The organism is Bradyrhizobium iriomotense (assembly GCF_018129405.1).
GTDB lineage: Bacteria > Pseudomonadota > Alphaproteobacteria > Rhizobiales > Xanthobacteraceae > Bradyrhizobium > Bradyrhizobium iriomotense_B.
Genome location: NZ_JAFCLP010000004.1, coordinates 191,129 through 213,240 on the forward strand (window position 1 = coordinate 191,129; position 22,112 = coordinate 213,240).

The 22,112-nt window shown below is 65.0% G+C and carries 22 protein-coding genes; 14 read left to right on the forward strand and 8 right to left on the reverse strand.

Going from position 1 to position 22,112, the window contains the following annotated elements; all coding sequences use genetic code 11:
* Positions 1-121: 121 nt before the first annotated feature.
* From JQ592_RS12375 to guaA, 3 genes are all read right to left on the reverse strand, one after another.
* Positions 122-1,021: an HNH endonuclease gene (locus tag JQ592_RS12375; protein WP_211403131.1), complete on the reverse strand. Its 900-nt coding sequence runs from the start codon at positions 1,019-1,021 to the stop codon at positions 122-124.
* 114 nt (positions 1,022-1,135) lie between these two features.
* Positions 1,136-2,809: an SWIM zinc finger family protein gene (locus JQ592_RS12380; RefSeq protein WP_211403132.1), complete on the reverse strand. Its 1,674-nt coding sequence runs from the start codon at positions 2,807-2,809 to the stop codon at positions 1,136-1,138.
* A 60-nt stretch (positions 2,810-2,869) separates the two neighbouring features.
* Complete coding sequence (gene guaA, locus JQ592_RS12385) at positions 2,870-4,468, reverse strand: glutamine-hydrolyzing GMP synthase (protein ID WP_211403133.1); 1,599 nt, start codon at positions 4,466-4,468, stop codon at positions 2,870-2,872.
* Positions 4,469-4,618: 150 nt separating this feature from the next.
* On the opposite strand from guaA, the gene JQ592_RS12390 reads away from it, so the two are divergent.
* The 3 genes from JQ592_RS12390 to JQ592_RS12400 all read left to right on the forward strand — a co-directional run bounded on the left by JQ592_RS12390 (position 4,619) and on the right by JQ592_RS12400 (position 6,147).
* Positions 4,619-4,990 (forward strand): nuclear transport factor 2 family protein, encoded by a 372-nt coding sequence (locus tag JQ592_RS12390; RefSeq protein WP_211403134.1) that lies wholly within the window; start codon positions 4,619-4,621, stop codon positions 4,988-4,990.
* 348 nt (positions 4,991-5,338) lie between these two features.
* Positions 5,339-5,671: a DHCW motif cupin fold protein gene (locus tag JQ592_RS12395; RefSeq protein ID WP_211403135.1), complete on the forward strand. Its 333-nt coding sequence runs from the start codon at positions 5,339-5,341 to the stop codon at positions 5,669-5,671.
* A gap of 266 nt (positions 5,672-5,937) precedes the next feature.
* Positions 5,938-6,147 (forward strand): cold-shock protein, encoded by a 210-nt coding sequence (locus JQ592_RS12400; RefSeq protein WP_008141931.1) that lies wholly within the window; start codon positions 5,938-5,940, stop codon positions 6,145-6,147.
* 226 nt (positions 6,148-6,373) lie between these two features.
* On the opposite strand, the gene JQ592_RS12405 is transcribed toward JQ592_RS12400, so the two are convergent.
* Both JQ592_RS12405 and JQ592_RS12410 read right to left on the reverse strand, forming a co-directional pair.
* Positions 6,374-7,675, reverse strand: coding sequence for an RsmB/NOP family class I SAM-dependent RNA methyltransferase (locus JQ592_RS12405; RefSeq protein ID WP_211403136.1), 1,302 nt, complete (start codon positions 7,673-7,675; stop codon positions 6,374-6,376).
* Between the two features lie 35 nt (positions 7,676-7,710).
* The gene (locus JQ592_RS12410) at positions 7,711-8,133 is read right to left on the reverse strand and encodes an MAPEG family protein (RefSeq protein WP_211403137.1); all 423 of its coding nucleotides are present in this window, start codon (positions 8,131-8,133) and stop codon (positions 7,711-7,713) included.
* 160 nt (positions 8,134-8,293) lie between these two features.
* Here JQ592_RS12410 and JQ592_RS12415 point away from each other — a divergent pair, with 160 nt between their 5' ends.
* The 10 genes from JQ592_RS12415 to JQ592_RS12460 all read left to right on the forward strand — a co-directional run bounded on the left by JQ592_RS12415 (position 8,294) and on the right by JQ592_RS12460 (position 16,747).
* Positions 8,294-8,929, forward strand: a complete 636-nt coding sequence (locus JQ592_RS12415) for an acriflavin resistance protein (protein WP_211403138.1) — start codon at positions 8,294-8,296, stop codon at positions 8,927-8,929.
* Between the two features lie 69 nt (positions 8,930-8,998).
* Complete coding sequence (locus tag JQ592_RS12420) at positions 8,999-9,841, forward strand: metallophosphoesterase family protein (protein ID WP_211403139.1); 843 nt, start codon at positions 8,999-9,001, stop codon at positions 9,839-9,841.
* A gap of 142 nt (positions 9,842-9,983) precedes the next feature.
* On the forward strand, positions 9,984-11,279 hold the full coding sequence (locus JQ592_RS12425; RefSeq protein ID WP_211403140.1) for an alanine racemase: 1,296 nt from the start codon (positions 9,984-9,986) through the stop codon (positions 11,277-11,279).
* 10 nt (positions 11,280-11,289) lie between these two features.
* On the forward strand, positions 11,290-11,949 hold the full coding sequence (locus tag JQ592_RS12430) for an amino acid ABC transporter permease (RefSeq protein WP_211403141.1): 660 nt from the start codon (positions 11,290-11,292) through the stop codon (positions 11,947-11,949).
* Between the two features lie 10 nt (positions 11,950-11,959).
* A complete protein-coding gene (locus JQ592_RS12435; protein WP_211403142.1) occupies positions 11,960-12,610 on the forward strand; it encodes an amino acid ABC transporter permease in 651 nt (216 codons plus the stop codon).
* Positions 12,597-13,325, forward strand: coding sequence for an amino acid ABC transporter ATP-binding protein (locus JQ592_RS12440; protein WP_211403143.1), 729 nt, complete (start codon positions 12,597-12,599; stop codon positions 13,323-13,325). The genes JQ592_RS12435 and JQ592_RS12440 overlap by 14 nt, the downstream gene beginning before the upstream one ends.
* 34 nt (positions 13,326-13,359) lie before the next feature.
* Positions 13,360-14,157, forward strand: a complete 798-nt coding sequence (locus JQ592_RS12445) for a transporter substrate-binding domain-containing protein (RefSeq protein WP_211403144.1) — start codon at positions 13,360-13,362, stop codon at positions 14,155-14,157.
* Between the two features lie 55 nt (positions 14,158-14,212).
* Positions 14,213-14,557: a RidA family protein gene (locus JQ592_RS12450; RefSeq protein ID WP_018645782.1), complete on the forward strand. Its 345-nt coding sequence runs from the start codon at positions 14,213-14,215 to the stop codon at positions 14,555-14,557.
* A gap of 55 nt (positions 14,558-14,612) precedes the next feature.
* Positions 14,613-15,641, forward strand: a complete 1,029-nt coding sequence (locus tag JQ592_RS12455; protein WP_211403145.1) for a succinylglutamate desuccinylase/aspartoacylase family protein — start codon at positions 14,613-14,615, stop codon at positions 15,639-15,641.
* Positions 15,642-15,682: 41 nt separating this feature from the next.
* Complete coding sequence (locus JQ592_RS12460) at positions 15,683-16,747, forward strand: LacI family DNA-binding transcriptional regulator (RefSeq protein WP_211403146.1); 1,065 nt, start codon at positions 15,683-15,685, stop codon at positions 16,745-16,747.
* Positions 16,748-16,757: 10 nt separating this feature from the next.
* Here the strand turns inward: JQ592_RS12460 and JQ592_RS12465 are convergent, their stop codons facing one another.
* The 3 genes from JQ592_RS12465 to guaB all read right to left on the reverse strand — a co-directional run bounded on the left by JQ592_RS12465 (position 16,758) and on the right by guaB (position 20,060).
* Positions 16,758-17,051, reverse strand: coding sequence for a hypothetical protein (locus JQ592_RS12465; protein WP_211403147.1), 294 nt, complete (start codon positions 17,049-17,051; stop codon positions 16,758-16,760).
* A gap of 170 nt (positions 17,052-17,221) precedes the next feature.
* The gene (locus JQ592_RS12470) at positions 17,222-18,244 is read right to left on the reverse strand and encodes an NADP-dependent oxidoreductase (RefSeq protein WP_211403148.1); all 1,023 of its coding nucleotides are present in this window, start codon (positions 18,242-18,244) and stop codon (positions 17,222-17,224) included.
* A 322-nt stretch (positions 18,245-18,566) separates the two neighbouring features.
* A complete protein-coding gene (gene guaB / locus JQ592_RS12475; RefSeq protein ID WP_211403149.1) occupies positions 18,567-20,060 on the reverse strand; it encodes an IMP dehydrogenase in 1,494 nt (497 codons plus the stop codon).
* 455 nt (positions 20,061-20,515) lie between these two features.
* On the opposite strand from guaB, the gene JQ592_RS12480 reads away from it, so the two are divergent.
* Positions 20,516-22,006: an MFS transporter gene (locus JQ592_RS12480; RefSeq protein ID WP_211403150.1), complete on the forward strand. Its 1,491-nt coding sequence runs from the start codon at positions 20,516-20,518 to the stop codon at positions 22,004-22,006.
* Positions 22,007-22,112: the final 106 nt, after the last annotated feature.

The window sequence follows — 22,112 nt, forward strand, 5'->3', positions numbered from 1 at the left end:
TGTCGCATGATTGATGTGAGCGTGCGTGTGAGGTGGTTCACAGCGAGGTGCGACAATTGGGCGCCGGGGCGATGAACAGATGAAATTGCGGAGTTGAAGCAGCGAGCCGCTGCTTACGCGCTCATTGCTTAAAGCAATGCTCGCGGTGCCACTTTAAAAAATGCGGATGAGGCCGATCCGAAGGTCTTCTTGGCTCGAGTGCACGACCGGTCTTGTTGATGACCGATCGAACTCCTTCCAGATCGTTTGTCTGGCGTGAGATCAAGATTTCCAGATCATCGCCCAAGCTGATCAAACCACGGTCGAACATCCAATGCGCGGTACCGGACAAGGCGATTCCATTACTCACAATGTCTGGCCCGTTTGCTTCCACAGGACGAATGTGCGCCGCCGCGACTTCTGCACGCCCCATTCCATTGATGAGCTTCAGCCCGGTTATGGCGCAGCGCTCGTTGTAGGCGCGCAGTACGATCCGACGAAAAACGCGATCGCGCAGAACTCTGGATACTCTAAGGCTGACGCGATCCCGTTGCTGCTCAAATATGAACGGCGCCTGCTCCTCATCGAGTTGCGACAATCGAACATCGGCATCAACCCGGGGCAGCAGCGGCGCGCCTTCTGCAAAACCAAGTTCAAATATTCTATTGAAATCGTCGGGCGATATTGGGCGGACTGCCGACTGAGCACGTCCCGAAATTCGCCCTTGCTCGTTCAAGACGCCGCGCTCAACGGGACCAGTTGCGCCATTGAAAGGAACCGGGTTCGCAAAATCGAGGTAGCTTCCCGGCTCAATCAGCGCGAGATACATTCCCGGAGCACCTGGGTCCGGAATAACCTGCTGAACCCGCGCAATCGCAAAGTAGCCGCGCGTCTCGGCTACCTTGCTTGGTTCGTAATAGATGATCCAATCGCCAATGCAGGCTTGAACGCGACGCAAGTACTGACTGGGAAACTGATATCGTTCAGCCGGGCTGTCATCGTAGACCGAGTCCGATCGATGGATGAAGACGCCAAATCCCATGCTTCAGTTCATGCCTCCCGCTGGAAAGACCGTCAAACTCGTCTGCACCCTCGTTGGGTTTCGCTGCGCTCTACCCATCCTACGGGCTCTTCGATCTTTGCGCGCGTCACCGCCTCACTCCAACAATTTCATGAAATTGCGCTTGCGGCCATGCCGCGTCTTGAGATCGGCAACGTAGGCTGCCTGCTCGGCCGTGCTTCGCAACCTCGCCATGCGGCGAATCAGCTTCATGGCTTCTTCGTACCCCGCTCCATTCAGCTGGCGCTCGACCTCAGCGACGTAGAACTCAAGCGCTTGGCGCGGAAACTTGACGTCACTAGCCTCGGCCAGCGCCTCCCTCACGTACGACGAGGCGCCGAACCTGTTCACGGACTGCCACGCATCGTCGAACCGCTTCTCGTGCATGTAAATCTCGACCAGGAGATCGGGACGATCATGCCACGTCCTGCCTGACTTCTGGCCAAGGCCGGCCTCCAGCAAAGCTGCAACGCGCTCGGCCGTGGGGTCACCGCCAATCTTGCGAAGCTGCTTGAATATTTCCAGGCTCGGCTGTTTCTCGAATGCCCGCCACAAATGCGCCTCCGCCTCCGGCTTGCGGCGGGCCTTCGCCAACAGCTTCACGGCAAAGAACAACAACCGTTCGTCCACCCGCCGGTCCTCGAATAGCCAAAGGCCGTCCTCGGCACGCCGCAAGGCTTCGTCCTCACGCCCTTCCGACGCGCAAATCTGCGCGAGTTCGAGATAGTCCCACGGCGATTCGAGATTCTTCGCATACAAGGCGATTCGCGCATCGACGTCACCTTCACGTTTCGCAAAGAAGTCGAGAATTCCTTGCAGCGCGTGGACAGGACCGCCCGCCCGCTCCGACGACCCGCGGGTCGTGCTCGAACGCGCGGGCAACTTGTCCCACGCAGCGGTCGCAAGACGCTTGTACTCGGCCAGGCCCGGCTCACCCAACACATCCGCGTACCGTTCCGCGGCATCCCGAAAGGTTTCGAAGTCGCTCTTCGTCTCTCGCTCGAACAGGCTGCGAGCGAACCCGATGGGCTCCGGCCGCACGGCCTCCGCCGCCGTATGATGTATGTCAGACGCTTGAGAAAGCAGCTCGCCAAGCACGCTGTCGGAATCATCGATCGCCTCGAACTTGCCTTCGATGGCCTCGATTGCATGGTCGATCAACCCAAGCGCGACGCGAGCGCGCGGTCCCGACGCGAGTTGGGCTACAGCCTCAAGCACCTCCTCCACTTTGGCTTGCCAGCGCGGAGCTTCGCGGTAGTCGATATATCCCCGCGTGCGGATTGTCGCGTCGATCGCCTTGCGCAAGCGCTTCCCAAGCGTTTCGTCGTCCGCCTGCGTTGCGGCCGATTGAAGCTCGAGTCTGCTGTGCAACTCGGGATACTGCTCTGCGAGGCCGAGGATCAGATCGACCAGATCGTCCGCTGTCTTGCCTTTCAGGTATTGGCGCATTCGCGACCGTGCGTCGGTCGTTTCGACTTCGGCGCTATCTCCCCCAGCATTTGCCGCAAGTGCCGTTGCGACCATATGCTTGCAGAAACCTTGTTCCGCAAATGCGGGACAAGAGCAACTCCCGCCAATCTCGCTCCCCCGCCCCGTCAGAATCGTGCGGTAGTCCTCGGACCCGGCAACCTCGGCCACGACGCGCTGCGGAGTGAGAGACTGAATCTCGACACTTCCGTCCTCGAAATATTCCTCGCCTCGCTCAAAGGTCTTTCCACCCGCAAGTTTTTTGACCTTCGCAATGTCAAAGCGGGCGGAGCTTTGCGCCATCACACGACCGTCGCTTCACCGAAGCCGCACGCCGGGCGGCCAAGACTGCCGATTACTTCCTCACTCCCACTCGATCGTCCCCGGCGGCTTGCTGGTCACGTCGTACACCACCCTATTCACGCCCTTCACCTCGTTGATGATGCGCGTCGCCGTCTCGCCCAAAAACTTCATGTCGAACTGGTAGAAGTCGGCGGTCATGCCGTCGGTGGAGGTGACGGCGCGGAGGCCGACCACATAATCGTAAGTGCGGCCGTCGCCCATGACGCCGACGGTCTTGACCGGGAGCAGCACGGCGAAGGCCTGCCAGATCTCGTCGTAGAGGCCGTGCTTGCGGATCTGATCTATGTAGACGGCGTCCGCCTTGCGCAGGATGTCGAGCTTATCCCTGGTGATGTCGCCGGGGCAGCGGATGGCAAGGCCCGGGCCCGGGAACGGGTGGCGACCGACGAAGATTTCGGGCAGGCCGAGCTCACGGCCAAGCTTGCGCACCTCGTCCTTGAACAGTTCGCGCAGGGGCTCGACGAGCTTCATGTTCATGCGCTCGGGAAGGCCGCCGACATTGTGGTGCGACTTGATGGTGACCGAGGGGCCGCCGGTGAAGGAGACGCTCTCGATCACGTCGGGGTAGAGCGTGCCTTGCGCGAGGAAGTCGGCGCCGCCGATCTTCTTGGCCTCAGCTTCGAACACCTCGATGAAGAGGCGGCCGATGGTCTTGCGCTTGGTTTCGGGATCGCTGACGCCTTCGAGCTCGCCGAGGAATTGCTTGGAGGCATCCACGTGCACGAGCGGGATGTTGTAGTGGTGGCGGAACAGGTCGACGACGGTCTTGGCTTCGTCGAGACGCAGCAGGCCGTGATCGACGAAGACGCAGGTGAGCTGGTCGCCGATGGCCTCGTGGATCAGCACGGCCGCCACCGCTGAATCGACGCCGCCGGAGAGGCCGCAGATCACCCTGCCCTTGCCGACCTGCTGGCGGATCTTTGCGATCTCCTCCTCGCGGAAGGCGCGCATGGTCCAGTCGCCGGTGAGGCCGGCGATCTTGCGCACGAAATTGCGGATGAGTTTTGCGCCGTCGGGCGTGTGCACCACTTCGGGGTGGAACATCAGGCCGTAATATTTGCGCTTCTCGTCCTGGATGATCGCGAAGGGCGCGTTCGGCGAGGTGCCGGCGACCGAGAAGCCTGGCGGCATTTTTGTGATGCGGTCGCCATGGCTCATCCAGACCTGGTTCTTGCCACCGGGCGACCAGACATCCTCGAACAGCTTGCTCGGCGCCTTCACCTCGACATCGGCGCGGCCGAATTCGCGGTGATGGCCGCCCTCGACCTCGCCGCCGAGCTGCGCGGCCATGGTCATCTGGCCGTAGCAGATGCCCATCACCGGCACGCCGGAATCGAAGATCAGTTGCGGGGCGCGGGGCGAGCCGGCCTCGTGGACCGATTCCGGACCGCCGGAGAGGATCACCGCCTTCGGCTTCATCTCGTTGAAGGCGCTTTCTGCCTTGTTGAACGGGACGATCTCGCAATAGACGCCGTCCTCGCGCACGCGACGCGCGATCAGCTGCGTCACCTGGCTGCCGAAGTCGACGATGAGAATCTTGTCATGCGCCGAGGCCAATGAGGGCGTCGACGCGGAGCGGTCGTTCTGTGCTGCTGTCATGGCAAGCAGATACGCGACGGAGCCCCCGCCCGCAACCGCGCTGGCTCGCGCGCCCACATTCTTCTTTGGGCATAGACAAATCAATATATGTCAGTATTATTGACCTAATTTGCCCCAACAGGAAACAGGGGTCAATCAGGGAGAATGCTCATGTCACAGCATCATCAGCCATCAATGTTGGCCGCGCTCGGCCGGACCTGGGTCGAGGCCTGGAACGCGCGGGATCTCGAACGCGTGCTCGCGCTCTATGACGAGGCGGCCGTGATGACCTCGGACCGGATTCCCGTGCTGGGCTTCGACGCCAGCGGAACGGTGCGCGGAAAGGAGAGCCTGCGGGCGTATTGGGGCAAGGCGCTGGGGCTGCTGCCGGGGCTGCACTTTTCGCTGATCGATGTGTTCGTCAGCCCGGACAGTGTCGTGGTGTTCTATGCGAACGAGCGGGGCAAGAAGATCTGCGAGTATCTGCGGGTGAACGATGCGGGGCTGATCGTGCAGGGGTCGGCGAACCATTTGGTGCATTGAGGGCTCGCTGCGTTGGCCGGTGCGGCCCCACCCACCGCCGTCATTCCCCGCGAAGGCGGGGAATCCGGTACGCCGCGGCTTCTCCGCATCGCGGCGCGGCCTCTGGAATACTGGATCGCCCGATCAAGTCGGGCGATGACAGTGAGAGTGAGGCGCGAGCGTGCCGCAAGCGTCATTGCGAGCCAACGGGTCCGCGCAAAGCGCGGCCCGATGACAGGCTCCGCGAAGCAATCCAGACTGTCGCTGCGGATGCATTACTGGATTGCTTCGCTGCGCTCGCAATGACGGAGACTGCGGCACGCGCGTGCGCTAACACTGCGCCCGCCGGCTCTTAGACAGGATCCCCCGATGAAACTCCCGACCTCCCCCTTCACCGTCACCGACTGGAGCAAGGTTGCGCCGACCACGCATGCCGGCGAGACCGGGCAGGCCACATGGCGCACGCTCAATATCGGCGATCTCCGGGTGCGGATGGTCGAGTATTCGCCGGGCTATCTCGCCGACCATTGGTGCGACCGCGGCCACGTCATTTTCGTGGTCAAGGGCGAGCTCGATTCGGAACTTCGCGACGGCCGCAAGTTCAAGCTGACGGCGGGCATGAGCTACCAGGTTTCGGACTTCGGCGACGCCGCGCACCGGTCCTCGACGGCGTCAGGCGCGACGCTGTTCATCGTCGATTGAGGGCTGACTCGCGGTGTATTTGCACCGCAAAATAGAAAACCAGCGCGACGTGCCGGGCCACGGGTGGTGCCTTGAAGAAGTCCAATTATCTCGCTATATTGTGATCATCGATACTTGGCCGAACGACTGGGCCGCTTCGCCTCGTCTAAGACAGGCGCGCACGCTTCAGATGATTTCTCCAAAACATCGACTCATCAGGGCTATGGGCGCAGCGTCGCGTACCGGTCCACGTGCGTACTGTCTCTAACTAACCAAAGGAAATTCCCATGGCTATGGGCACCGTGAAGTGGTTCAACACCCAAAAGGGTTATGGTTTCATCCAGCCGGACGACGGCCAGAAGGACGTGTTCGTGCACATCAGCGCCGTCGAGCGCGCTGGCCTCTCCTCCCTCAACGAGGGTCAGAAGGTCTCGTTCGACATCGTCGCCGACCGCCGCAGCGGCAAGTCGTCGGCTGACAATCTCCGCGTCGGCTAATCGCCAGCGCAACGTTCTGACCGCGGACGTACCGGCAGAACGCCAGAACTCGAAAGCCCCGCGACCGGGACCGGTCTGCGGGGCTTTTGTTTTGAATCCTGGGATGACAACGTCGATCATCGGCGTTGTGGTGCCGTAGGGTGGGCAAAGCGAAGCGTGCCCACGTCTTTCGCAGATGATTGAGAGATGGTGGGTACGGCGCGCAAAGGGCGCGCCTTGGCCCACCCTACGAGACCTTTTTCAACACCGAGACGAAAAACCCGTCGGTTCCCGTGCGGCGCGGCGTCATCTGCCAGCCCTCGGCCGACTGCAGCGCGGCGTCGGCAAAAGCCTGGGCCTTGTCCCAGAGCACGCTGGCGGTCTGCTCGGGCGGCACCACCGCGAACTCGGGATGGCGGCCGACGAATGCCCTCACCTGCTCGCCGTTCTCTTCCGACAGCACCGAGCAGGTAATGTAGGCGATGCGGCCGCCCGGCTTGACCAGGGGAACCGCGCGCGCGAGCACCTCGGCCTGGTCGCGCAGGCGGATCTCCAGCGCGCCCGGGCGCATGCGCCATTTGGCGTCGGGGTTGCGGCGCCAGGTTCCGGTTCCCGTGCAGGGCGCGTCGATCACGACGAGGTCGGCGCTGCTGCGGATGTCGGCCAGCGGATCGGCCTCGCCCTTGGGCGTGCGGATATCGGCATTGTGGACGCCGGCGCGCGACAGGCGCTCGTGGATCGGGGCGAGCTGGCGCTTGTCGCGGTCGGTCGCGATCAGCCGGCCCTTGCCCTGCATCAGGGCGGCGAGCGCCAGCGTCTTGCCGCCGGCACCGGCGCAGAGATCGATCACCTGCTCGCCGGGTTTTGCCGCGGTGACCTGGGCCGCAAGCTGCGATCCCTCATCCTGCACTTCAATTCCGCCCTTGATGAAATCCTCTTCCGCCTGGATGCCGGGGTTGCGCGCATCGGCCGAAAGCTCGATACGCACGCCGGTTGCCGACCACGGCGTCGGTTTCGCATGAAGATGAGCAAGCGCCTTCAGCACCTTGTCGCGATTGGATTTTAGCGTGTTGACGCGCAAGTCGAGCGGCGCCCGGCTCGCCATCGCAGCGGCCTCCGCCGCGCGCTCCTCGCCGAACACTTTTGCGAAGTGCGGATCGAGCCATTCCGGGTAGTCGCCGGCGACGGAAGCCGGGGCGTCCTTCAGGGAGCGCTGGCTGAGCGCGGCCTGCTCTGCTTCCGTCAGCGGCGCCGGCGCAAAGCGGCTGCCGTCGAACAGCGCGGACATGGTGGCCGTGTCCATGTCGCGTTCGAGGCGGAGCATGCCGATCAGCCTGGCGCGTGCGGTGTCGGCGTCCATGAGGAAGGCGCTCGAGGCGTAGCGGCGCAGCACGTCCCAGACGAGGCCGGCGATGGCGGCGCGGTCGCCCGAGCCGGCGAAGCGGTGCGCGGTGCCCCACTCCTTCAGCGCCTTGGCCGCGGGCACGCGGTCTTTCTCGATGGTCTCGATCAGTTCAATGGCTGCGGACAGCCGGGCAGCGGGGGTCATTTGAATCTTTCAGGTCAGGATTGGCGTCTAAGCGCCTAGATCACCAAGAGCATTCTCAGCGCGAAGTAGATCCACATCGCCAGCAGCACCAGCGCGCCGGCGAGCCAGATCGTGGAGCGGCGGCCGAGATCGTTGGAGGAGACGAACACGCCGGCATGGGCAAAGCGCGCCACCACGAACACCCAGGACATCAGCACGATGAAGAGATCGGCATGGCGCAAGGGCAGCGCCAGCGCGATCAGGGCGTAGAACAGCACCGGCAGCTCGAACTGGTTGCGGTAGCAATTGCCGACCTGGGTGGCGTCCTTGGGCCAGTTCGGCTCGCCGAGTGCAATGTCGCGGATCTTGGTCTCGCCCGAGACCAGCGAGCGGCGGCGCGCGAACACCATCCCGATCAGGAGCGCGAAGGTGAGACCGACCTGCACGAAGACAGGCAGCAGGACCATTTGGACGGACATCGGAACTTTCCCGTAAATCGCGGATCGCCGCGGACCGTCATTAGCCGCGACTTCTGACGCTGACAATCAGCGAGTTGAACCGGTGTTCCCGCTCTTGCGACCAACCACCGATTGTTAAAGCAATTTCGCCCCGTTTCGGGGCGCAAGGCGAGCGACCGCCATGAACACCCTCTCCAGCCAGATTGCCGGCCTGATCGGCACTTTCGCCGAATCCGCTGACGGCCAGCTCGGCATCCTGATGTCGGCGCTGGCTGGCATCGCCACGGCGCTCGCGGTGGCGCTGGCGATGACGGTGTATTTCCGCCTGAGCTACCGAACGTGGCAGGACGTGGTCAGGCATGGCCTCGCCGCACTCGCCGCCGTCGTCCTCCTCGCCTTTGCCGCCTACGACATGCGCCACGCCGCGCTCGCCTATCTCGGCCTCAACCCGTCCAAGCCTGCGGTCGAGTTCGAGATCCGCATGCCCCGGGAGACGCTGACCGCGGTGACCGACAGCCAGATCGAGCTGCACACCGACCGCAACCAGACACTGGCCTTGGTTGGCGGCGTGCGCGACCTCGCCGACGGTCGCGCAGTGCTGCGCGGCGCGGTCGCGCTCAACCATCGCACCGCGGACCGCGTGCTGGTCGTGAACCTGCCCGGCAAGGGCACGTTCGAATTCCGCCTGCGTCTGCCCGCCGAGCCGCATCGCTCCGTAGAGTTCGGCCCCTGGCACCTCGCCGACCGCATCGCTTCGCCGCTGGCCGGCAGCGTCGCCCCGCAGGACGCCTACACGATCCGCTATCGCGTGCTTTAAACTTTGTTCGGTCGCGAAACGTGGCGTGCCGTCATCGTTCCGACGCGTGGCCCGGCCTATGATCGGCCCATGTCCGAATTTCGCCTCACGCAGATTTCCGACACCCATCTCGGCCGGCGCTTTCCCGGCCTGATCGCGAACTTCCATCGTGTCTGCGAACACATCGACACTGAGCGACCCGACCTCGTCATCAACACCGGCGACGTCTCCTTCGACGGCCCGACCAGCCGCGACGATGTCGAATTCGCCAAAGGCCTGCACGACGCCCTGCCCGTTGCCTGCCGCTACATCCCCGGCAATCACGACATCGGCGACAATCCGACCGCGATCGGTCCCGCGCCGAAGCCGCCGGTCAACGAAGCGCATCGCCGGCAATTCTGCGAGATCATCGGCGAGGACCATTGGTCGTTCGAAGCCGCGGGCTGGCGCTTCATCGGCCTCAACACGCTGGTGATGAATTCAGGCCTCGCCTTCGAGGCCGAGCAGTTCGACTGGCTGGCTCAGGAGATCTCGCGCGTGAACGGCAGGCCGGTCGCGCTGTTCCTGCACAAGCCGCTGTTTCTCAATCTGCCCGATGATCCCGAGACGCCGGAAACCTCGATCCGCTACGTGCCGCAGCCGGCGCGTGCCCGGCTGATCGAGATGTTCGCGCGCCTCGATCTGCGCCTCATCGCCAGCGGTCACGTGCATCAGCGGCGCGACTTCACTTATCGTCACACCCGCCACGTCTGGGCGCCGTCGGTCGGCTTCAGGATCAACGACGCGCGCCAGGACCGCATCGCGATCAAGGAGACCGGCCTCGTCGAGTATCGCTTCCGACGCGACAGTTTTGAAGTCCGCCACCTCAGGGCGGCCGGCCAAGCCGATATCGACATCGAGGAAGTCCTCGCCCAGATGGGCGGCGGGCACTAGCTCAATTCGCGGGCACAAATCCTTATCTAAATACCTCATTGCCTCGAACTTGTCCCCATGATGGCCAGATTTCGCTAATGACAACGTTGTCATTCGAACATATCGTTCGTTCCAGCGGTCGAGGGCCGCTGAGGGAGCGACGATGCAGTTCTTGTCCCGGTGGGATAGCCAACGCCTTTCGACGACCATTCGGGGCATTCCCCTGGTCGATGGCGTGGCCGCTGAGGACATCGGCAGCCAGCGCTGGTCGCCTTCGCGCGGCGATCTCGCCCTGCCCGCCCTCACCCTTGATGAGGCCGCCTTCGCGGCCAACCGCGACCTCTTCCTGAAATGGTGCGCGAGCGCCGGCGTCAGCGTCGCGCCCCACGCCAAGACCCCGATGTCGCCGGAGCTCGCGCGCTCGCTACGCGCAGCCGGTGCCTGGGGCACGACGGTTGCCAACATCCAGCAGGCCGCCGTGCTGCTCGCGAGCGGCGAGCGGCGCCTGCTGCTGGCCAACGAGATCGGCGGGCTCGCCGCCGGCCGACGCCTCGGCGGGCTGCTCGGCGCCCATCCCGATGTGGAATTTCACGCCTTTGCGGATTCACCGGCCGCGGTCGCAGCGCTCGCTGAAGCAGCGCGGATCGCAGGCCGCAGCGAATTGTCGGTGCTGGTCGAGCTCGGTGCGGGCCGCGCCGGTGCGCGCGACCGCGCCGCGGTCGAGGCGACGCTCGCAGCCGTGCTCGCCGCCGATCGGCTCGTCCTCGGCGGCGTCGCGACCTATGAGGGCGCGGCCGCAACGTCCGATACCGACGCGACTATGCGCGCCATCGCAGCGCTGCTGGAGCGCACCATCGAGACGTTTGCACTGGTGCGCGCCGCCGCTTCGCAGCGGCCGTTGATCATGAGCGCCGGCGGCTCCGCCTATTTCGATATCGTCGCGCACGCGCTGGCGCCGGTGGCGCAGGCCGACGGCAATGCCAGCGTCATCCTGCGCTCCGGCGCGCTGTTCTTCGCCGACCACGGCATCTATGCGCGGGCCTTCGCCGAGATCGATCGGCGCGGCGGCCCCCTCATCGACGGCCTGCGCCACTCCGCCGTGGAGGGCTTTCGTCCCGCGCTGACGCTTTGGGCCGAGGTGCTGTCGCGGCCCGAGGACGGGCTTGCGATTGCCGGCTTCGGCATGCGCGATGCCTCCTTCGACCAGGGACTGCCTGTGCCCTTGCGCGTATTCCGCGACGGCGTCGAGCAGCAAGGGCTCACTGCTGCCCTCACAGTGACCCGCCTCAACGACCAGCATGCGTTCCTCTCGGTCGCGCCCGACTCCGCGCTGGCCGTCGGCGACATCATCGCCTTCGGCATCTCGCATCCCTGCACCTGTCTCGACCGCTGGCGCGTCATCTTCGGCCTCGACGCCGACGGCGTCGTGACGCGCGCCCTTCCCACCCAGTTCGGCTGAGAGCGGCGCGATGAACTTCCTGCCGCTGTGGCGCTACCAGAACCAGCTCATCGACGGCGCCATCGTCACCCTGGAGCTGACGGTGATCTCGGCGCTGGCCGGGCTGGTGATCGGCATCGCCGGCGCGGTCGCGCTAAAGGGGCGCATCACGCCGCTGCGCTGGCTGGTACGCGGTTACATCGAGCTGTTCCGCAACACGCCCTCGCTGATCCAGATCTTCATCGTCTTCTTCGTGCTGCCGAACTTCGGCCTGAAGCTGCCGGCCTTCGAGGCCGCCGCCGTCGCGCTGTCGCTGTATTTCGGCGCCTATTCGGTCGAGATCATCCGTGCCGGCCTCGATTCCATTCCCCGCAGCCAGGTCGAAGCCGGCCAGTGCCTCGGTCTCTCAGGCTGGCAGGTGTTTCGCCACATCATCCTGCCGCCGGCGCTGCGCAACGCCTATCCGGCCGTCACCAGCCAGTTCGTGCTGCTGCTGCTCGGCACCTCGCTCGCCTCGCAGGTCGCGGCCGACGAGCTGTTTCACGTCGCCGGCTTCATCGAGAGCCGCACCTATCGCAGCTTCGAGGTCTATGCGGTGATCTGCGCGGTCTATTTCGCGATGGCGATGTCGTTCAAGGCGCTGTTCGCCGTCATTGGTCTCGCCGCCTTCCGCTGGCCGCGGCGGCGCTGAGGGACAAGCGATGCGATCCTTCTCCCTCATCGACTTCGTCTCGCTGTTCGCGGCGCTGCGCTGGACCGTCGCGCTCGTCGTGCTCGCGCTCGCCTTCGGCGCGCCATTGGCGCTGGGGCTCGCGCTCGGCCGCATCAGCCGATTCGCCGGTCTGCGCTGGGCGATGGCGGCCTGCATCCAGGTGATCCAGAGCGTGCCGCTGCTCGGGCTGTTGTTCTTCTTCTATTTCGGCATGCCCGTTTTCCTCGGCATTCAGGTGCCGGCGCTTGTCGCCGTGACCGTCGCCTACACGCTCTACACCGCCGCCTTCCTCGGCGAGATCTGGCGCGGCGGGCTGGAGGCCGTGAAGCAGGCGCAGTGGGAGGCCGGCGCCTGTCTCGGCCTCTCTGCCTGGCAGCAGTTCCGCCACATCATCGCGCCGCAGGCGCTGCGGCTGTCGCTGCCGCCGACCGTCGGCTTCCTGGTGCAGCTCATCAAGGGCACCTCGCTCGCCTCGATCCTCGGCTTCGTCGAGCTCGCCCGCGCCGGACAGGTGGTGAGCGCGGCGACGTTCCAGCCGCTGCTCACCTACGCGCTGGTCGCCGCGATCTATTTCGCGCTGTGCCTGCCGCTCACGCTCTGGTCCCGCTCCCTGGAGGCCCGCCTCGATGGCTCTCGTTGAAATCCGCGACGTGCACAAGACATTCGGTAAGGTCGAGGTGCTCAAGGGCGTCTCGCTCGATGTCGAGGAAGGCGAGATCGTCACCATCATCGGCCGCTCCGGCTCGGGCAAGTCGACGCTGCTCCGCTGCATCAATGCGCTGGAGAGCGTCGATTCCGGCGAGATCCGCGTCGAGGGCCAGAAGGTCCACGCCAGGATGCCGGACCTGAAGAAATTCCGTCAGCGCGTCGGCATCGTGTTCCAGGCCTTCAATCTGTTTCCGCATCTGAAGGTCGAGCGCAACATCACGCTCGCCCCGCTCCTCACCGGCCGCATCGAGAAGGCGAAAGCCCGTGCGCTGGCCGCGGACGTGCTCACCCGCGTCGGCCTCGCCGACAAGATCGACGCCTGGCCGGAGCAGCTCTCCGGCGGCCAGCAGCAGCGCGTTGCGATCGCGCGGTGTCTGGCCATGGCGCCTCACCTGATGCTGTTCGACGAGGTGACCTCGGCGCTCGACCCCGAGCTGGTCGGCGAAGTCCTGAAGGTGATGGAGGCGATGGCGAAGCAGGGCATGACCATGATCCTGGTCACCCACGAGATGGGCTTTGCCCGCAACGTCGCCAACCGCATCGTCTTCATGCACCAGGGCCGCGTCTGGGAACAGGGACCGCCGGCAAAACTGTTCGCCAACCCTGAAACCCCCGAGCTCGCAAGCTTCATCGCTTCCGCGAAATGACCATCGTCCACCAATCCGCCACCAGGAGAGAGCTATGAGAAAGTTGAAGTCCTTCTTCACCATCGCAGCCGCGGCACTTGCCGTTCTCGCCGCGCCGAATCTCGCCAACGCCGACAAGCTCCAGGACGTGCTCGGCTCAGGAAAAATTCGGGTCGGCATTCTCACCGACGCCGCACCCTGGGGCTTCAAGGACGACAAGGGTGAGATCGCGGGCCTTGACGCCGATCTTGCCAAGCTGATCGCGGCCGACATGGGCGTGAAGCTCGAGCTCGTGCCGGTGACGGGCGCGGCCCGCATCCCGAGCCTGCTCTCGGACAAGCTCGACATTTTGATCGCTGGTCTCGGCGCCACGCCCGAGCGCGCCCAGCAGGTGATGTTCTCGCAGCCATATGCGGTAGTGAATCTCGGCGTTTATGGCGCCAAGTCGATTCCAGCGGCAACAGGCAAGAAGCCCGACAATCTGGAGGGCCGAACGGTTGCCGTCGCCAAGGGCACGACGCTCGACGTCTGGCTCACCGATAACGCGCCGAAGGTGAAGCTGGTGCGCTTCGAGGACACGCCGGCCGCAATTGCGGCCTATCTCGCCGGACAGGCCGACACGTTTGCGGAGAACAGCGCCATCGCGCTGAAGGTGCAGGACCAGAACCCGACCAAGGAGGTCGAGCTGAAGTTCCTGATCCGCCAGTCGCCGGCCCATGTCGGCGTGCGCCAAGGCGAGCAGAACCTGCTCAACTGGATCAACACCGACATCTTCTTCAACAAGCTCAACGGCAAGCTCGGCGCTCTTCAGCTGAAGTGGTTCAAGGAAGAGCAGTCGCTGCCGACGCTGTGAATTCACGCGCGGCTCCCGCGTCATGCGGGAGCCGGTCTTCACGAGGAGAATTGAGATGATCAAACGTTATGTCGTCGGCTCGCGCATGAGCCAGGCCGTCGCCGCAGGCGGCATGGTGCACATCGCAGGCCAGGTCGCCGATGACCGCAAGGCGGGTATCGTGTCGCAGACCCAGCAGGTGCTCGCCAAGATCGACGCGCTGCTCAAGGAGGCCGGCTCCGACCGCTCCAAGCTGATCGCGGTCAACGTCTTCCTGCCGCACATCACCGACTTCGACACCATGAACTCGGTCTATGACGCCTGGATCGATCCGGCCAATCCGCCGGCGCGCGCCTGCGTCGAAGCCCGCCTCGCCGATCCCGATTTGCGCGTCGAGATGACCGCGGTCGCGTTGCTGTAAAGACCACTTCCAACCTTCGGCCGGCGCCGGCAACGGCGCGGCCTCGAGGCCTCCCATGCATACCGGACTTTTTCACGAGATCGACTTCGAGAAGGACCAGAAATGGTCCGGCCATCTCGGCATCCCCTTCTCGATCGATCGCTCCCCCTACTTCCAGCTCAAGATCCCGATCTTCCGGATCAAGAACGGCGCCGGGCCAAAACTGCTGTTGATGGCCGGCAATCACGGCGACGAATATGAGGGCGAGATCACGCTGACGCGGCTGTATCGCCGGTTAGATGCGAAGGACATCAAGGGCGAGATCACCATCCTGCCCTTCGCCAACCTGCCCGCGGTGATGGCGGCGCGCCGCCGCTCGCCGCTCGACGAAGGCAATCTCAACCGCGCCTTCCCCGGCGATGCCGCGGGCACACCGACCTTCCGGCTTGCGCATTTCCTCGAGCACGAGCTGTTTCCGCGCCACGACGTCGTCTTCGACATCCATTCCGGCGGCACCTCCATGGCGCACGTGCCTTGCGCGCTGATCGAGCGGCAAGGACCGCCCGAGATGTTCGGCCACGCGCTGCGCCTGATGGAAGGGCTCGGGATGCCCTTCGCCTTCGTCGCCGAGAACGGCGCGACAGCGCCGACGTCGATGGCGGCGGCCGCACGCGCCGGCGCGATTGGCCTCTCCGGTGAATTCGGCGGTGGCGGCACCGTCACGCCGCAGACCATGGCGTTCACCGCGCGCGCGGTCGACCGGTTGCTGCTCGCGCTTGGCCTGGTCCAGGCGCCCGTGCTGGGGCCGCATGCGCCGGTCGAGCGCGCCACCGAGCTGCTGGCCCTGCGGAGCCATGCCCAGGCGGTATTCGCGACGCGCCGCGGTTGGTTCGAGCCTGCTGTCACCGTCGGTGCGCGGGTCAAGGCGGGCGACATCGCCGGCTGGTATCACGACTTCGAGCGTCCCGAGCTTGCCGAAGAGGTGCTGCGCTTCCCCGCCGACGGCATTGTGATCTCGCAGCGCCTGCACACCGACAGCCAGAGCGGCGACTGCCTGGTCCAGGTCGGCCGCGCGCTGTCGCGTGAGGAGTTGCCTGCGCGCTGAACTTTGGCGACGACACCGACTTCGATTAATCTCGAGAATCGATGACCGATCCGGCCAAGCCGAGCTATGACGACGTCGTGCGCATTCCGGCGCCGCCCGGCCGCAGCAATGCGACCGGACGGCCGCCGCGCATCGAGGAAGTGGCGGAGCGTGCCGGCGTCGCGCCGATCACGGTGTCGCGGGTGCTGCGCCATCCCGAGAAGGTCAATCGCAAGACCCGAGACCGCATCCTCGAGGTGATCGAGGCGACCGGCTATGCCTCCAACCCGCATGCGCGCGCGCTGCGCTCGGGACGGTCGAATGTCGTCGTCGCCTTCGTCTCCAACATCCTGAGCCAGCAGTTTGGCCTCGCGGTGCGCAGCTTTGCCGCGACGCTGGAGCCGGAAGGTTTTGAGGTGCTGGTCGGCCAGACCTCCTACTCCTATGCCAAGGAGGTCGCGATGATCCAGTCGCTGCGCGGCATCCGCCCCGCCGCAGTGATGTTCACCGGCGTCATCGAGCTCGAGGAGAACCGCACAGCGCTCGCCGAGCTCGGCATTCCCGTGATCGAGACCTGGGCGTTTCCGCGCGATCCCATCGACATGCTGGTCGGCCTGCCCAATGCGGATGCCGGCGCGATGGCGGCACGCCGGCTGGCCGAGGCCGGACATCGCCGCGTCGCCTTCATCGGCCGCAGCAGCGGCCGTGGCGCGTTGCGCCGTGACGGGTTTCGTGCCGCGGCGAAGCAGTTGGGCCTCGAAATCGTTCATGAGATCGGTGTCGGTGAGATCACGGGCCTCGTCGACGGCCGTGCCGCCTTCACCGCCCTGCTCGACCGCGGCGGCGACGTCGATGCCGTGTTCTGCGCCAACGACCTGCTCGCGACCGGCGCGCTGATCGAGGCCCGCGCCCGCGGCCTTTCCGTGCCGCGCGATCTCGCCGTGCTCGGCTTCGGCGACAACGACGTCGCCGATCAGATCACGCCCGGTCTCACCACCATCTCCTTCGATGCGGCGGCCCTGGGGCGCATTGCGGGGGAATTGCTCCTGGCGCGGCTCTCCGGTGCACCGGCAGCCGAGCAACGGCTTGCGGTCGAACTGTCCCTGATCGAGCGCGGCAGCGTCTGAGCGTTGCGATTTAAGCGACGCTCTTGAGATCCTGCTGAATCGCAGCCAGCAGGGATTGCAGCGCCGCGCTGTTCACGGGCTTGGCCTCTGGGAGCACGGGCTGGACACTGGCGGGCTGCGCAGCTTTCACCGGACGCTTCGGGAACGGCGGCGGCGCCGGCATCGCGGCTGGCGTGAAATCGCCCTCCTCGTCGGCATGAACGAACTTGCCATGGATGACGTCGTCGCGGCGGCCCATGACGAACATCGTCGCCCAATAGCCGGCGGCCAGGAGAATTACGCAGAAAAGAACAATCTCTAACATCGCAACACCCAAAATATGCGCGATGATTCAATGCCTTCGCCGGCCCGTCAATGAACAGGCGGTCACACCTGCGGCTTTTGCGGGCAGGTGTGACCGATTGGTGACTCTTTCTTAACCATCCCCAGCCGGCATGTGTCTGCGGCGCAACGGGAGTCCCATTCCCTGTCGCCCTAGACCTTGTCCGGCCCCACACGTACCAGCTGCTTGCCGAAATTGGCACCCTTCAGCAGGCCCATGAAGGCGGCGGGGGCGCTTTCCAGGCCCTCGGTCACGAACTCCTTGTACTTGACCTTGCCGTCGCGAACCCAGGCGGACATGTCGCGCAGGAAGTCGCCGTGGCGGGCGGCGAAGTCGGAGACGATGAAGCCGCGGAAGGTCAGCCGCTTGGTCAGGGTCGCACGCATCATGCTGGCGGCCCATCTCGGGGGCTTGGCCTCGGTGTCGTTGTAATGGGCGATCAGGCCGCAGACCGGCACGCGCGCGAACGGATTGAGCAGCGGGAACACCGCCTCGAACACGGCGCCGCCGACATTCTCGAAATAGACGTCGATCCCCTTCGGGCACGCGAATTTCAGCTTGGCCGGAAAATCGGTTTCGCGATGATCGAGACACTCGTCGAAGCCGAGCTCCTTCTTCACGTAGTCGCACTTGTCCTTGCCACCGGCGATGCCGACCGCGCGTGCGCCCTTGATCTTGGCGATCTGGCCGACGGCCGAGCCGACCGCACCGGAGGCACCGGCGACGACGACGGTCTCGCCCGGTTGCGGCTTACCGATGTCGAGCAGGCCCGTATACGCCGTCATGCCGGGCATGCCGAGCACACCGATCGAGGTCGAGATCGGGCCGAGCTTCGGATCGACCTTGATCAGGCCCTTGCCGTTCGAGATCGCATGCGTTTGCCAGCCGGAACGGATGCGCACGATGTCGCCTTTGGCAAAGTCAGGATTGTTGGAGGCCGCGACCTCGCTGACCGCCTCGCCCTCCATCACGCCGCCGATCGGCACCGGCGCGGCGTAGGACGGCCCCTCGCTCATGCGCCCGCGCATATAGGGATCGAGCGACAGCCAGATCGTGCGTAGCAGGACTTCGCCCTGCCCCGGCGTTGGAACGGCGAATTCCTCGATGCGGAAATCAGACGGCTTGGGCTCGCCGACGGGACGTGCGGCGAGAACGATGCGTTTGCCTTGGGACATGGCTTCCTCCACTTTTCTGTCATTGCGAGCGAAGCGAAGCAATCCAGCCGCGTCAACACAAAAGGGCTGGATTGCTTCGTCGCAAGGGCTCCTCGCAATGACGAAGTCGACGAAGCTCGCACCACATACTCACTGTCATCGCCCGACTTGATCGGGCGATCCAGTATTCCAGAGGCGGTCGTTGTTGAGCCGAGAAGCCGCGGCGTACTGGATGCCCCGGTCCCGTCTCCGCCAAGGCTACGCCGGGGCCACAAGGGTGCTCGGCCCGCCGGAGCTTTAGCGAAGACGGCAAGCCGGGGCATGACAGCGGTGGGTGGAGTAACTAACCCCCGCCCGGATAGTTCGGGGACTCGCGCGTGATGGCCACGTCGTGGACGTGGCTTTCGCGCAGGCCCGCGCCGGTGATGCGGACGAAGTTCGCCTTCTCGTGCAGTTCCTTCATGTCCTTGGCGCCGACATAGCCCATCGCGGCGCGCAAGCCGCCGGCGAGCTGGTGCATGACGTGGCCGACCGCCCCCTTGTAGGGCACCTGCCCCTCGATGCCTTCGGGCACGAGCTTGAGCGTGTCCTTGATGTCCTGCTGGAAGTAGCGGTCGGCAGATCCGCGCGCCATCGCGCCGACCGAGCCCATGCCGCGATAGGCCTTGTAGGAACGGCCCTGCCACAGGAACACTTCGCCCGGCGTCTCATCGGTGCCGGCGAGCAGCGAGCCGACCATGGCGATGTCGGCGCCGGCGGCGAGCGCCTTGGCAAGGTCGCCGGAATATTTGATGCCGCCGTCGGCGATGACGGGGATGTCGGACTTCTTCGCCGCTTCCACAGCATCCATGATCGCGGTGAGCTGGGGAACGCCGACGCCGGCGACGATGCGGGTGGTGCAGATCGAGCCCGGGCCGATGCCGACCTTGATGCAGTCCGCGCCTGCATCGATCAACGCCTGCGCGCCTTCAGTGGTGGCGACGTTGCCGGCAACGACCTGCACGGAATTGGAGAGGCGCTTGATGCGGTTGACCGCATGAAGCACGTGGCGGGAATGGCCGTGCGCGGTGTCGACCACGACGAGATCGACGCCGGCATCGATCAGCCGCTCAGTCCGCTCGAAGCCGGTGTCGCCGACCGTGGTGGCAGCGGCGACGCGCAGGCGCCCCTGCGCGTCCTTGCAGGCGAGCGGATGGGCGACCGCCTTCTCCATGTCTTTCACGGTGATCAGGCCGACGCAGCGATATTGCTCGTCGACCACCAGCAGCTTCTCGATGCGATGCTGGTGCAGCATCCGCCGCGCCTCGTCCTGGCTGACATTCTCGCGCACCGTGACGAGCCCCTCATGCGTCATCAGCTCGGAGACTTTTTGCCGGCGGTCGGTGGCAAAGCGCACGTCGCGGTTGGTGAGGATGCCGACCAGCTTGCCGGGCGTATTCTTGCCGGCGCCGGTGACGACGGGAATGCCGGAGATGCCGTGGTCGCTCATCAGCTTGAGCGCGTCGTCGAGGCTGGCCTCGGGACTGATGGTGAGCGGGTTCACCACCATGCCCGACTCGTAGCGCTTGACCTGCCGCACCTGTGCGGCCTGCCCTTCGGGATCGAAATTGCGGTGGATGACGCCGAGGCCGCCGGCCTGCGCCATGGCGATCGCCATGCGGGCTTCGGTGACCGTGTCCATCGCGGAGGCCATGATCGGGATGTTGAGCGGAATGGCGCGGGTGACGCGGGAGCGGATGTCGACCTCGCCCGGCATGACGTCCGAAAGGCCCGGCTTCAACAGCACGTCGTCGAACGTAAAGGCTTCGCGGATGCCTTGAAGTTGCACCGTGGCCATCTGCCAACTCCTTCCTGCGGCCCTGCCGCAAATAGCTATGGATGAGCGCCGCCCTCGGCGTACCTTGCGGCATCGCCGGAGAATCGGAGCCCATCGGTGGGGTTGACGCGGGTCGATAGCACGGTCGCGTGACGAATCAAAGCAATTCGAGCCGCTGGCCAGCCATGCACAGGCTTTTTAGGGTAAATTCGGCGTGGATAGCCCGTGCGCGCCCCAGCCACCGTCCTTCCGGGGCGCGACGAAGTCGCGGGCCCGGAATCCATCCCCCAGCGGACCCTGCGGCCCAATGGATTCCGGGCTCGCGCCAAGGGGCGCGCCCTGGAATGACGAGGGAGGGTCACACCGTTGTTACGCGGGATTTAGGTGCTATGCGTCGATCCGCAATGGTCGCGGCCCGGTGGCGGTGATAAGCCGCAATTCTCACCCGTCCTTCCGATTTTCATTACCAATCCGTCATGGTCGACAAGCAACGCATCATTCCGCTGATCGTGGCCACTGCTCTCTTCATGGAGAACATGGATTCGACCGTCATCGCCACCTCGCTGCCGGCGATTGCGGCCGACATCGGCACCAGCCCCTTGACGCTGAAGCTCGCGATCACCTCCTACCTGCTGTCGCTTGCGGTGTTCATCCCGGCGAGCGGCTGGACCGCCGACCGCTTCGGCGCGCGGATGGTGTTCGCGATCGCCGTCGGGGTGTTCATGGTCGGCTCGGTCGGCTGCGCGCTGTCGACCTCGGTTACCGATTTCGTGTTCGCGCGCATCCTGCAAGGCATGGGCGGGGCGATGATGACGCCGGTCGGGCGCCTCGTGCTGCTGCGCTCGGTCGACAAGAGCGCGCTGGTCAATGCCATGGCCTGGGTGACGGTCCCTGCCCTGATCGGCCCGGTGATCGGCCCACCGCTCGGCGGTTTCATCACGACCTACGCGTCCTGGCACTGGATCTTCCTGATCAACATCCCGATCGGGCTGCTCGGCATCTTCATGGCCTTGAAGTTCATCGATCCCATCAAGAGCGAGACCCAGGAGCCGTTCGATCTCTACGGCATGGTGCTCGCCGGCATCGGCCTTGCCGGCATCGCGTTCGGTCTCTCCGTCGCCGGGCTCAACCTGCTGCCCTGGAGCACGGTGGCCGCGCTGGTCGTGGGCGGCGCGATCTCGATGACGCTCTATGTCCTGCACGCGCGGCGGACGGGATCGCCGGTGCTGGACTTTTCGCTGCTCAAGCTGCCGACGCTGCGCGCGGCCATTTATGGCGGCTTCCTGTTCCGGCTCGGCATCGGCGCGCTGCCGTTCCTGCTGCCGCTCCTGATGCAGATCGGCTTCGGCCTGTCGCCGTTCCATTCCGGTCTCGTCACCTTCGCCTCCTCGTTAGGGGCCATGGGCATGAAGACGCTGGCGGCGCGCATCATCCGTACCTTCGGCTTCCGCAATCTGATGACGGTGAATGCGATCGTCAGCGCCTTCTTCCTCGGCGTCTGCGCGCTGTTCACGGTGACGACGCCGCTGCTCATCATCATGGTGATCCTGGTGGTCGGCGGCTTCTTCCGCTCGCTCGAGTTCACCGCCATCAACACGGTCGCCTATGCCGACGTGGAGAGCCCGCAGATGAGCCGCGCCACCACGCTCGTCAGCGTCAACCAGCAGCTCGCGGTCTCCGCCGGCGTCGCGGTCGGCGCGGCCTCCGTGGAGACGACGATGTGGCTCAGCCATGTCAGCGAGCTCAACGCCACCGTGTTCGCGCCCGCCTTCGTCGTGGTCGCGCTGACCTCGGCAGCATCGAGCTGGTTCTTCTGGCAGATGCCGGCCGATGCCGGCCACGAGATCTCCGGCCGCAAGGCGGTGGAGATCGCGAGCCGCAAGGGCGCCGGCAAGGGCGCAGCCAAGGCCGCCGTGAAGGCGGCAACGGAAGATACGCAGGACGTGCGGGATCAGCGGCTGGGGTAGTTAGGCGAGCGGGCGCCACACTTTCAGTGTCGTCCCGGCCTAGTGCGCAATTGCGCACGGGGGCCGGGACCCATAACCACAAGATGACATTTGGCGAAGATTGCCA

Excerpts from the sequence above, each read along its gene's own strand:
- JQ592_RS12460 (WP_211403146.1), top strand. The coding sequence starts at position 15,683 with ATGACCGATCCGGCCAAGCCGAGCTATGACGACGTCGTGCGCATTCCG.
- JQ592_RS12435 (WP_211403142.1), top strand. The coding sequence starts at position 11,960 with ATGCGATCCTTCTCCCTCATCGACTTCGTCTCGCTGTTCGCGGCGCTG.
- JQ592_RS12480 (WP_211403150.1), top strand. The coding sequence starts at position 20,516 with ATGGTCGACAAGCAACGCATCATTCCGCTGATCGTGGCCACTGCTCTC.
- JQ592_RS12430 (WP_211403141.1), top strand. The coding sequence starts at position 11,290 with ATGAACTTCCTGCCGCTGTGGCGCTACCAGAACCAGCTCATCGACGGC.
- JQ592_RS12405 (WP_211403136.1), bottom strand. The coding sequence starts at position 7,675 with ATGACCCCCGCTGCCCGGCTGTCCGCAGCCATTGAACTGATCGAGACC.
- JQ592_RS12380 (WP_211403132.1), bottom strand. The coding sequence starts at position 2,809 with ATGGCGCAAAGCTCCGCCCGCTTTGACATTGCGAAGGTCAAAAAACTT.
- JQ592_RS12395 (WP_211403135.1), top strand. The coding sequence starts at position 5,339 with ATGAAACTCCCGACCTCCCCCTTCACCGTCACCGACTGGAGCAAGGTT.
- JQ592_RS12425 (WP_211403140.1), top strand. The coding sequence starts at position 9,984 with ATGCAGTTCTTGTCCCGGTGGGATAGCCAACGCCTTTCGACGACCATT.
- JQ592_RS12445 (WP_211403144.1), top strand. The coding sequence starts at position 13,360 with ATGAGAAAGTTGAAGTCCTTCTTCACCATCGCAGCCGCGGCACTTGCC.
- JQ592_RS12470 (WP_211403148.1), bottom strand. The coding sequence starts at position 18,244 with ATGTCCCAAGGCAAACGCATCGTTCTCGCCGCACGTCCCGTCGGCGAG.
- JQ592_RS12415 (WP_211403138.1), top strand. The coding sequence starts at position 8,294 with ATGAACACCCTCTCCAGCCAGATTGCCGGCCTGATCGGCACTTTCGCC.
- guaA (WP_211403133.1), bottom strand. The coding sequence starts at position 4,468 with ATGACAGCAGCACAGAACGACCGCTCCGCGTCGACGCCCTCATTGGCC.
- JQ592_RS12400 (WP_008141931.1), top strand. The coding sequence starts at position 5,938 with ATGGCTATGGGCACCGTGAAGTGGTTCAACACCCAAAAGGGTTATGGT.
- JQ592_RS12375 (WP_211403131.1), bottom strand. The coding sequence starts at position 1,021 with ATGGGATTTGGCGTCTTCATCCATCGATCGGACTCGGTCTACGATGAC.
- JQ592_RS12465 (WP_211403147.1), bottom strand. The coding sequence starts at position 17,051 with ATGTTAGAGATTGTTCTTTTCTGCGTAATTCTCCTGGCCGCCGGCTAT.
- guaB (WP_211403149.1), bottom strand. The coding sequence starts at position 20,060 with ATGGCCACGGTGCAACTTCAAGGCATCCGCGAAGCCTTTACGTTCGAC.
- JQ592_RS12410 (WP_211403137.1), bottom strand. The coding sequence starts at position 8,133 with ATGTCCGTCCAAATGGTCCTGCTGCCTGTCTTCGTGCAGGTCGGTCTC.
- JQ592_RS12440 (WP_211403143.1), top strand. The coding sequence starts at position 12,597 with ATGGCTCTCGTTGAAATCCGCGACGTGCACAAGACATTCGGTAAGGTC.
- JQ592_RS12420 (WP_211403139.1), top strand. The coding sequence starts at position 8,999 with ATGTCCGAATTTCGCCTCACGCAGATTTCCGACACCCATCTCGGCCGG.
- JQ592_RS12390 (WP_211403134.1), top strand. The coding sequence starts at position 4,619 with ATGTCACAGCATCATCAGCCATCAATGTTGGCCGCGCTCGGCCGGACC.
- JQ592_RS12455 (WP_211403145.1), top strand. The coding sequence starts at position 14,613 with ATGCATACCGGACTTTTTCACGAGATCGACTTCGAGAAGGACCAGAAA.
- JQ592_RS12450 (WP_018645782.1), top strand. The coding sequence starts at position 14,213 with ATGATCAAACGTTATGTCGTCGGCTCGCGCATGAGCCAGGCCGTCGCC.